The organism is Methanoculleus sp. UBA291 (assembly GCF_002499755.1).
GTDB lineage: Archaea > Halobacteriota > Methanomicrobia > Methanomicrobiales > Methanoculleaceae > Methanoculleus > Methanoculleus palmolei.
The window spans coordinates 38440-47919 of sequence record NZ_DANC01000030.1; the positions used below are offsets into that span (position 1 = coordinate 38440).

10 protein-coding genes are annotated in these 9480 nt (G+C 58.6%); 4 read left to right on the forward strand and 6 right to left on the reverse strand.

Annotation, left to right across the window (positions count from 1 at the left end; all coding sequences use genetic code 11):
- Positions 1–42 precede the first annotated feature (42 nt).
- Positions 43–282 carry an MTH865 family protein gene (locus BP737_RS07620; protein WP_342686081.1) on the reverse strand — a complete coding sequence of 80 codons (240 nt, stop codon included), beginning with the start codon at positions 280–282 and terminating at the stop codon, positions 43–45.
- 203 nt (positions 283–485) lie between these two features.
- Here BP737_RS07620 and BP737_RS07625 point away from each other — a divergent pair, with 203 nt between their 5' ends.
- Positions 486–1238: a winged helix-turn-helix domain-containing protein gene (locus tag BP737_RS07625; RefSeq protein WP_292406619.1), complete on the forward strand. Its 753-nt coding sequence runs from the start codon at positions 486–488 to the stop codon at positions 1236–1238.
- Between the two features lie 77 nt (positions 1239–1315).
- On the opposite strand, the gene BP737_RS07630 is transcribed toward BP737_RS07625, so the two are convergent.
- Both BP737_RS07630 and BP737_RS07635 read right to left on the reverse strand, forming a co-directional pair.
- On the reverse strand, positions 1316–2152 hold the full coding sequence (locus BP737_RS07630; protein WP_342686082.1) for an SDR family oxidoreductase: 837 nt from the start codon (positions 2150–2152) through the stop codon (positions 1316–1318).
- A 13-nt stretch (positions 2153–2165) separates the two neighbouring features.
- Positions 2166–2960 (reverse strand): acetoacetate decarboxylase family protein, encoded by a 795-nt coding sequence (locus BP737_RS07635; protein WP_292406624.1) that lies wholly within the window; start codon positions 2958–2960, stop codon positions 2166–2168.
- A gap of 304 nt (positions 2961–3264) precedes the next feature.
- Between BP737_RS07635 and BP737_RS07640 the strand changes: the two genes are divergently transcribed.
- From BP737_RS07640 to BP737_RS07650, 3 genes are all read left to right on the forward strand, one after another.
- The gene (locus BP737_RS07640; protein WP_342686083.1) at positions 3265–3915 is read left to right on the forward strand and encodes a hypothetical protein; all 651 of its coding nucleotides are present in this window, start codon (positions 3265–3267) and stop codon (positions 3913–3915) included.
- Positions 3912–4529 (forward strand): hypothetical protein, encoded by a 618-nt coding sequence (locus tag BP737_RS07645; RefSeq protein ID WP_292406630.1) that lies wholly within the window; start codon positions 3912–3914, stop codon positions 4527–4529. Before BP737_RS07640 ends, BP737_RS07645 begins: the two co-directional genes overlap by 4 nt.
- A gap of 190 nt (positions 4530–4719) precedes the next feature.
- Complete coding sequence (locus BP737_RS07650) at positions 4720–7206, forward strand: DUF362 domain-containing protein (protein WP_342686084.1); 2487 nt, start codon at positions 4720–4722, stop codon at positions 7204–7206.
- A 92-nt stretch (positions 7207–7298) separates the two neighbouring features.
- On the opposite strand, the gene BP737_RS07655 is transcribed toward BP737_RS07650, so the two are convergent.
- The 3 genes from BP737_RS07655 to BP737_RS07665 all read right to left on the reverse strand — a co-directional run bounded on the left by BP737_RS07655 (position 7299) and on the right by BP737_RS07665 (position 9362).
- Complete coding sequence (locus tag BP737_RS07655) at positions 7299–7997, reverse strand: class I SAM-dependent methyltransferase (RefSeq protein WP_342686085.1); 699 nt, start codon at positions 7995–7997, stop codon at positions 7299–7301.
- A 95-nt stretch (positions 7998–8092) separates the two neighbouring features.
- Positions 8093–8632, reverse strand: coding sequence for a transglutaminase-like domain-containing protein (locus tag BP737_RS07660; protein ID WP_292406653.1), 540 nt, complete (start codon positions 8630–8632; stop codon positions 8093–8095).
- A complete protein-coding gene (locus tag BP737_RS07665) occupies positions 8532–9362 on the reverse strand; it encodes a hypothetical protein (protein ID WP_342686086.1) in 831 nt (276 codons plus the stop codon). Before BP737_RS07665 ends, BP737_RS07660 begins: the two co-directional genes overlap by 101 nt.
- Positions 9363–9480: the final 118 nt, after the last annotated feature.

Genomic DNA, 9480 nt, shown 5'->3' on the forward strand with positions numbered 1-9480 from the left:
GGCATCGTCCGATCCGGGACGGCAGCCACGGAGCAGAGGGAGTTACAGCCCCGCCCGGGAGAGGATGGTATCGGCCACCTGCCCCGCGCTTGTGAAGGGGAAGTCGTCCGGCTTTAAGAGGGCTCCCGCTTCACCGGCGGTCATCTCCACGTCGCCAGCCTTGCATTTAGTTGCCGCTCCCATCGGGAACGCGGCAAGGAGGGCCTCGGGCGTCTTGATTGGGAACTTCGCGCCGGCAAGGGCCCCTATGATCTGGGTACGGATCTCTTCTTTAACGCTCATTGTTTTCACTCCAATACTTCGGCGACATACCGGGCGGTCGTCCGGCGTCGGTTGCCTGTTCCGGTACAGGCTCTCCGGTGGAACACCGTCCGGGTATGAGTCTCGCCGATCTTCTCGTTGGATAGTTAGAATAATATAGATATCCGTCATTAAACTATACAACATCCCTGTGCTACACTTCCATAACTGGCTGAGGCGATCCAATGACCGACGGAGCAGAAGACTACAACCAGGATATCAAAGAGGTTCAATCCGAGATTGCAGGTCTCAGGAGCGAACTCCGGCGTTTCATCGAGCAGGCAAACAAGCAGCAGGTCGATTCGGTCCTCGATGGGCTCCGCAAGGAGTATGCAGGGGTCTTCATCGAGCAGCATCTCTCCGACGCCGACCAGAGGCTCCAGGAGCGGATGATCCGGAAATGCCCGATGCGTGAACGGTGTTATGCCGCGTTCTACGAGTTTCTCAAGGCCTCTGCAGAGCATATCAGGGACGGAGAGGTGAGCGAAGCGGTCATCCAGTCCTACCGGGACCGGCTCGCAGCGATGCGCAAGGGAGGAAAGTTCGACACCTGCTCCACCTGTTTTACCGAGACGAACCGCCTCTTTGAGAAACAGATAGAGTTGATGCGTTCCCTCGGGATCTACCGGAGCAGTCGGGAGGCTTCTATGTCCATCGCGGACCTCTCGGAAGAGGCCGTAGTTCAGGGCATCCTGGAACCGCTTGCAAATCGGCATCGTTTCCGGATCGTACAGGCGCTCGCCGCCGGGGCACAGTCGTTCTCGGCTCTTTCGGCCCTGACTGATCTGAGAGGAGGGAACCTGCTCTTTCACCTCAAGAAACTCCAGGACGCCGGGCTGATCCTGCAGCGGCACGAACGGGGGGACTACGTCATCACCGGGAAAGGCTACACGACGCTCAAGGGTATCGTCACCCTCTACACCAACCTGCAGCCGTAGACAGACGGCAGGGCACCCTGCCCCAGGGTCGGCGGAGAAGACGCGGTTACGGTAAAAATCGGAGATATTGCAGGAGGTCAGAAGTATGTTCCGCTCGTCTCGAACGCTGCCCTGCGATCGTGAGCCATCTGCAGCAACTGTTCTTCCGCTTCCCGATCTCCGAGAATGTACTTCTTCCAGAGCTCGGTATACGGGTCTTCGGGCACGACGATGATCCCTTTATGCTCCGCGACCCGGTCCAGGATGAGCGCCGCCGCTTTATCGACGGGATACGCATCGTCGGGGATTCTCAGATCGCCGTGAGCCTGTCCGTCGATACTCTTGTTGAAGATCGCCGTCGCGATGTTCGCCGGGCAAATGGTCGAGAAGTGGAGCCCTTTCTCCGCGTACTCGTACTTCAGGCACTCGGTAAGGCCGGTGACGCCGTACTTCGTGAGGGAGTAGAGCGCCTGGAACGGAGGCGGAACGATGCCCGCTATCGAACTGGTGTTCACGATATGGCCGAACCCCTGGTTGAGCATGATCGGTACGGCGGTATGGACCCCATAGATGACGCTCCAGATGTTCGTCTCAATGATCGTCTTCCAGTCGTCGAGGGTGGCCTGCTCAAACGGTATGGTGCCCCCGACGCCTGCGTTGTTGAAGAGAATATCCAGCCTGCCGGCCTCTGCCGCCGCGCCTTCGATCCCCTTCTGCACCTGCTCCAGTTTCGTCACGTCCATGATGAGCGGACGTACCCGGTCCCCGTATGCGGAGAGCTGGCCGGCGGCTTTTGCAACCTTCTCACGACTCCGTCCCGCCATGTAGACGATTGCTCCCCGCTTTAAGAGTTCTTCGCTCACGGCATACCCGATCCCGGAGTTTGCACCGGTTACAATGCAGACTTTGTCCGTATAATACTCTGAATCAACCATATTGATCTCCTGTTCATTCGATGACTCTGGCACCCATAGCATGAAGGACGGCGCTTCCTTCAATCAACGCCGCCTGAGTTATCTTTTTCACGGGAAGAGAAGCGAGACTGTTGATGATGTGGTACTGGGCCGGGTTCTGCATCGGGGTCTGCTCAATCCATTTGAGGCTGCCCGTTCCAGCCTGAACTGTCTCCACCTCAATACCCTGAGGATAGAGGACGAACTGACTTAACTCCGCACCCGGTGCACCGACTTTCGGGATATATCTCCACCCGAGGGTGCTCACGGACGCGAACTGCGACTTCAGCGCATCCAGATCCCGCCCGGTTATCGGCCCAGCGGCAACGAAATCCATGGTGAGGAAGGTGTTTCCCTCATAGCTGACGGTCGTGGCATAGTGGGGCCTTACGATGTGCAGGTCTTCGATATCCGCATAGATCTTCGGGATGCCGGTCTGCTCCCGTCCTCCGAGGATGGGTGCGGTCCTGTTCTCCCAGACCACCAGTGTGTATGCACCGTCGAGTTCATCCTTCTTTCCGTGGAAACGGACCGGTGCCGCCACGTTGATCAGGTTGTACTGGCCGCCGTGCATCCAGTTGATCTCGGTGAACTTGTTGAAGGCAACCTGCACTTCGGGGGCCAGGAGTTCGAATCCTTCCGGAATATAGTTTTCAAGAAGGTCTCTCTCGGTCTCGTAACTGATGGCCAGAGCCGTGGCTCTCTGTGTGACTAGGGCCTCCGGGTCGAATTTGCCGCCCCCGAAGTGGACCGGCATCAAGTATGTGAAATCATCCTTCAGTCGGAACATAGATACCTCCTATCTGCTCCGTATCACCCTAATGAATTTATATTTTTTGCAATTGTGCTACCAGGATCTCGGGTTTTCAAAAAACCTCCCGGCGCGGCAATCGCGTCGATGAGATCAACGGATATCCGGAAAAACAGGTACGGAACATTGCGGAGAGTTGATCCAAATTGAGCGATGGGAAGAGCCGGCTGCCGTGACGGAAGCCTAAAACATAACTATAAATAGGTCCTGGAGTCTAAACAAAATATTTACCTGAACGACTTTATTTAGGTATCTATTGCCGGATATCCCGGAGGGCATGAATTTGGTATTTGACAGCCAACAGAACGAGAGAACCCCTTCAAAACCGGGAAGGGAGGCCGACCTCTCCCTCGAAGTCGTCATCCTGCTCGTCTTCGGGGTCTTCATGCTCCTCTTCGGCCTGCTCCTCTTCTGGATTCATATGGGAACTCTGCCGTACTCCCCGGACAGCACCTACGGACTCTTTCTCGTGCTCGTCTCGTTTCAGATCGTCACGATGGGAAAGACCCCGTTCGGCGATCTCCGCCGTTCGTGGCCGGTCATCGCGATCGGGATCTGCATGGCGGTCATCGGGATGCTTGCCTGTTTCGTTCCCGGCCTGCTGGCCGAACCGGCTCGTATCCTCGTCGGGGTCATGCTCTTTGCCGGCGGGATCGCTCTCCTCCTGCAGTTGTTCTTCTCCGCAAAGAAAGCCAGAATCTGGATGAAGGTTCCCGGGATACTGCAGCAGCTGACGTTTGCCTGTCTCCTCGTGTACGTGATGTCGATAATCCTCGGCCTCGTCACGCTCCTCCCCGGCATCACGACCGACCGCGAGACGGCGGTCCTCCTCATCATCTACGGCATCAGTATCTTCTACCTCTCGTGGTGTATTCAGAAAACGATCCGGCTGTATCCTCCGGCCGAGACGAAAACGCCGGTGGGATTAGAATGACCCCAGACAGCCCTCATGCAACCGGCGGCCCCGGGCTGTTTAAGGAGGCATCCCTCCCCCTCTCGGTTTCAATCGTCATCCTGGTCGGTGTTCTCCTGGTCCTCCTCGGGCTGCTGCTCTTCCCGGTAAGTCTGGGGCTCATCCCATTTTCTCCGGACGGTCAACTGGGTCTTCTGCTCGTCATCATGGCCATCCAGATGCTGGCACTGGGAGAGACCCCGATGGGCCAGTACAGGCGCTCCTGGCTGCTGATGGCAATGGGGATCGTGTTTGCCGCAATGGGAACCATCTCGTGCATCGTCCCGGGGCTCCTGACCGGCGTGATCCGGATCCTCCTCGGACTCCTGAACTTCATCGGCGGAGCGGCCCTCCTCGCGAAGCGTTTTCTCCCGATGCTGCACGACCTCAGGCACCCTCCGGCAAAACCCGTTGCTCTCCCTCCCCTCCTCAAGCGGCTGCTGGTTACCCAGACGGTATTGAACATCGTCTCGATCGCCTTCGGTATAACCATGCTCGTGCCCGGCCTCGCTCCAGGACTGATCATCGCGGGAATCGTCGTGATCAACGGCCTCCTCCTGTTCGTGCTGGTCTCGATCCTCCTCAAGATCGGTTAGTTCGGGATCAGGGCACCCACTTTTCCCCGTTTTCCAGCAGTTGTTTCCCTCAACAACGCAGGTCCGGGCGCTGTTTCACATCCCTCTGTGAATGCCGGAAGAACGGAGAAGAAACAGAAGGTATATGTCCGCACACATGGTACCGAATTGTCGAGGCATATCAAAGAGGGCCTGATACCCCAGATGGGGCGTGATCTCCGAATTCGCAGGAGATTCCGGCGTTACCTGGAACGATTTGACTGCCCTGATCCAGAACATGAGGACTGACAGGACCCTGACCACACCCGAACGTTCCCTGAAAGGAACCCCCGTAAATTCGGCTATCGGGAGGAAGAAGATCGATTCGGAGGGTTCTCCCGTCTGCGGCGCCAGGATGGACGCATCAAGGGCCTATGCCGGAATTCCCGGACTGCTCCAGAAGGTCATCAACGAGGACGACAGCGCGGCCTGGACGGAGATTGCAGAGAAGATCGACTACATCTACACGCATATCGGTTACGCCCTGGGCAGTCTCGACCGGGAGACCGGTTTTGCCGCCGAGGTTCAGTCGCAGGTGCGATCAGGAAAGAAACTCTTCTTCAAGCCCAACCTGGTCGGACCGCAGGTCATCGAACCCGGGACGCACGGCGAAGACCTGGGCGCTCCCGTCTGCACCGACTGGTCGGTGATAGCCGCTCTGATGCGATGGTTCCACGACAACCTCGGGATCGACTACCACCGGATGGCGCTCGGGGAAGCCTCTACGTCCTCACTCCTTCTTGAGAGCGTCTTTAGCCGGCAGGCCGGGCGGACCATCACCTCGGAGGCGATCTTCGAGGGGCGAAGCGGAGACTTCTACGGCGGCTGGGGCTTCTACTTCGTTCGCCGCTACCTCGCGGAGCGCCACCCCCCTTCCCACACCGACGACCCCATGAGGGGGTACGAGGAGAGCGTGGCCGGCAGGTACCTCCCGCCGGGCAGAGCGGGGGACCGGCTGATGGTCTACGACCTGAACAAGCTGGGCGACGACCCGTCCCCGGGGAGGACGGTCGTCGTCCCCGGAGGGGCGAACTTCTCCGAGATCACCCTGCACAAGGTGATCGTGGGCGGCGACCCCCGTGACGCCGGCGATCTTGGAGACTATCCCGGCTGCGTCCTGGTCAACGTCCCGAAATTGAAGATCCATGCCCAGGACCTCATCACCAACGGGATGAAGAATCTGGGTATCGGCCTTTATCCAACGCAGTGCCCCACGGGCGCATGCCCCGGGCAGACCTCGTGGAAGTACGCGTTGCCCTCCTCTGCAACGCCGAGTTTCAAGGCGAAACTGCCGCATATGCCCTGGGTCGTCGAGATAGATACGGCTACCAACCTTCCGGCCAAAGACGAGAACGGAACCTACGCCGCAACGAAGACCGCAGGGATGCCGGGGACACAGGCCGACGTCATCAGAGCCGTGCAGGGCCAGCAGGTGTTCATGGTGCACGTCTCCGATTCAATCAATATGATCAACCTCAACCACAACCCCGAGGGCATTGCCGTCAGAATTCCCGAAGGATACATCTGGTCGTCTCTCGACTGTGTTGCGCTGGACCATCTCTGCTCGCGGTACTGCTTCAAGACCGTTCCCATGGCCGAAGGGCTGCGACTCAAAGAGGAGAACGGTTGGACCACGGAGTTCGTCCGTCATGTTCCGGTGGCAAAGGTCGAGGGGAAGAATATCGTAACCTCGGACGGGCTCGACTCTCCTCTCTTCAGGTACAACCTCTACCGTTATGCCGAAGAGCGGGGAGTGGGGCGGCAGCAGTACTACGTCACCGGGTGGGACAGCACCGTCGGGGCGCCGCTCGCATCTCTCGCCGGGCATCCGGGGAGGGTTGAGGGTGCAGCGTTCGTCGAACTCATGACAAGGACGATGTACTACAACCCGAGCTGCATGCTGTGGGATATGCAGAAGACGCTCCTCGGTTATGCAGAAGCACACGACCGTCTGACCGGCTCCTCGATTCTCGAGCAGTTCATGGAGAGGTTCGACGAGAACCGCGACGGTATCATCGATTACGACGAGAATGGGCAAAAGGGTTTCTGGACACCGGGGTTCAGCATCCTGTCGCATGCGCTGGACCTCCAGATGACCGGGGACTACGGTATGCTCAAAGGGAACTTCTACCAGACGGCAAACTTCTCCCTGAAGTATACCGATAAAAATTGGAACCCGCAGGGGCACGATTTCGCCCGCGAGTACATGCTGATGTGGATCGCGACGCATGCCTATGAGATGTCGAAGTCCGAAACGGTGAGTGCGGACCCCTTTGTGCCGGGAATGAAGTGGGGTAGGGGCATGTGGCCGGGCTGGGACCTCGCGACCCGGCACCTGCTGTCCGGTATCGTATACGGCGGAGAGTCCCCGGACCGGGTCGGTCCCGGTTCCCTTTACGGGACGGCGTTCAGGTACGCCGATAAGACCCGGAATAACGGTGCATACACCGGAAGTCTCGATCAGGCGGTCTCCGATCCCCGCGCCGTCGGTGCATACTTCGAGGCCGTCTCAAACGGGGCGATTCCCCTGGACTTCACCCTCTACGTTCCCGCAGGGTTCGGGAGTCTCGCGGGTGTGAAGATACCCAACGTGGAGGAGACGGGCGATCCGGGCAGGGTGTTCACGGCCCATTTCGCCGGGGGCCGGGAGGTCTGGTAAGGCGTGAGAGGGGGCGGGACGGTTGCACCCCCTCAATCCATCCGTTCCGACACACCCCGTTGCCTGCCCGGACGGGCAGACAATACGACTGCTCACCGTTTTCTCAGCCTCACGATCATGATGACCGGATACTCTTCGTCATCGTCCCGCTCCTCAAAGAAACCGTCGATCACGAACCCTGCATCAAAACAGATCCGGAAGATATCCTGCAGTGGCCTGTGGTAATAATACCCCGGAACCGGCTGCCCTTTGATTGCTTCCCCCTCATGGACACAGGGGGTCCGGTAGTTATCCTGCGGCCTCGTAAAGCAGGGATGATGCGTCGAGAAGACGAATGTTCCGCCGTGTTTCAGCATCTCGCCGACCGCCCGAAACAGCGGTTCGATATCGGCGATATCCATAACCGCCATGTTTGAAACCGCTTTATCGAACGGTCTTTCCTGCTTTAAGGACCGCAACTGCGCATAGTCCGTGGCATCGCAGACATGAAACGATATCTTATCGCGGTATGCAAAGCGGCGCCGTTTTGCATGGGCGATCATGGTTTCGCTGTCGTCGAATGCGACGACCACGGCGCCTCTTTCCGCAAGCCGCTGTGAAAAGTTGCCGGTCCCGCAGGCGATATCCAGCACCAGATCGCCTTCCCGGAGATCGAGCAGCTGCTCCGTATGGGGGCGTACGATGTTGCAGTGGAAGAAATTGGACGTATCGCCCATCCTCTCATCCCAGTAATCGGCATTGATCTCCCACCGTCGTCTGCTCTCTTCCGTTGTATCCGGGAAATTGTGCATGAGGTGAATGGGTCGAGGGCAGTGGTAAGGGCTGTCAACAACCCCGCCCTGAAGGACGGGGCTTGAGCCTTTAAAAAAAGCGAATGGGGGCGGCATCAGTCGACGGTTGCAAGACTGATACTGAAGCGCTCCTGGCTGAAGAGATCGATATCGTAGTCTGCCGTATCGGAGACGATCGCCGGGCCCTGCCGGACAACCCTGAAGATAACGGCATCTTCCGGCAGGGCCGGGTCCATCGGGGCATCGACGTTCTTCTGGACCACAAGGCGCGTGGGATCGAGATTCGTAGCGTAATACTCCTTGAACGCCGACCGCTTCTCGTCGGGGATGACGACATAGTCAGCCGCCTCGGCAATGGTGAGGTCGTTGGGGACCCAGCCGTAGCCTGGCAGATAGTACTCCGACCAGAAGTGGGAGCCGGGAGTCTCGGATTGAAGCATCTGGTAGCCCCCGATGGCACGGGCGGGGATCCCGAGCGACCTGCAGAACGCGGAAAAGAGCATGCTCTGGGTGCCGCAGTCGCCATGATCGGTCTCAAACATGTAGGTGGACTCGGCGACCTTGGGCTCCCGGGCATCGATCGAGCCGTGCGGGACGTGGCTGTAGGGGTAGGTCTCGATGATGTGGCGGTAGATCCATCTGTGCCTGGAGGTGCGGGTTTGTCTCGTTTCCGACGATTTCGAGCGCCTTTTCCCGGATCGCATCCGTGATCTCGATGTTGCGCTCGGAGGCGGTGTAGAGCAGGTACTCGGGATCGTTCGTGTCGTACTCCCCGACCAGTGCCGGGTCGACGTCAAAGATCTGCTCGTAGGAGATGAACTCGATATCTGCCGCGATGGTCAGATCTTCCGCAATCTCTTCGACCGGGATCTCGTAGTAGACGTAGCCGATGCCGCCCGTGGTGAACGGGCCGGCGACGATGTATTCGGGGTACGACAGATTGGCGACGGTGACGTTTCGCTGCGACTCCGTCTCGACCGGGAGCGGATACCAGATCTTCAGGGTCCCCGTCGCCGGGAGCATCTCGTGCAGGATCTCAAGTCGTTCGGTTCCCGCATAATGCACCGGGTTCACGTACGGCCCGGTCCCCGACCGGTTCTCCGCCCAGGCATACCGGGCGATAAAGTCAAAGTCCAAGCTCCCTTCAATCTGCTTTCGCATCTCGTCGAAGTTTGCGTAGAGGTAGTTCTCTGCAAGGTCGTAGAAGTAGAGCGTCTCATTCTCCGAGACGATCTTCTGGGCATGGTTCTCCATCCAGTCGGTTATGTTCTCATCGGTGATGCCGGGGATCTTCTCCTGAAGCGATGCCCGTGCGGCCGCGGTGTCGAACGGGTACTCGTTGTGTGTTCTGTTCGCCCGGAACATCGCGTCTCTGGCCGCTCTTACTTTATCCTGATCGCCGGTACCGGCATAGAGGGCATACGCCTCCGTGAAGCGACCGGAGACGCGAAAGTACTTGATGCAGCCGTGTCTGATCTAAGCC

What these genes read in the sequence shown, in the direction of transcription:
- BP737_RS07655 (WP_342686085.1), bottom strand. Translation starts at nt 7,997, where the DNA reads ATGCACAATTTCCCGGATACAACGGAAGAGAGCAGACGACGGTGGGAG.
- BP737_RS07620 (WP_342686081.1), bottom strand. Translation starts at nt 282, where the DNA reads ATGAGCGTTAAAGAAGAGATCCGTACCCAGATCATAGGGGCCCTTGCC.
- BP737_RS07645 (WP_292406630.1), top strand. Translation starts at nt 3,912, where the DNA reads ATGACCCCAGACAGCCCTCATGCAACCGGCGGCCCCGGGCTGTTTAAG.
- BP737_RS07635 (WP_292406624.1), bottom strand. Translation starts at nt 2,960, where the DNA reads ATGTTCCGACTGAAGGATGATTTCACATACTTGATGCCGGTCCACTTC.
- BP737_RS07665 (WP_342686086.1), bottom strand. Translation starts at nt 9,362, where the DNA reads ATGTTCCGGGCGAACAGAACACACAACGAGTACCCGTTCGACACCGCG.
- BP737_RS07625 (WP_292406619.1), top strand. Translation starts at nt 486, where the DNA reads ATGACCGACGGAGCAGAAGACTACAACCAGGATATCAAAGAGGTTCAA.
- BP737_RS07630 (WP_342686082.1), bottom strand. Translation starts at nt 2,152, where the DNA reads ATGGTTGATTCAGAGTATTATACGGACAAAGTCTGCATTGTAACCGGT.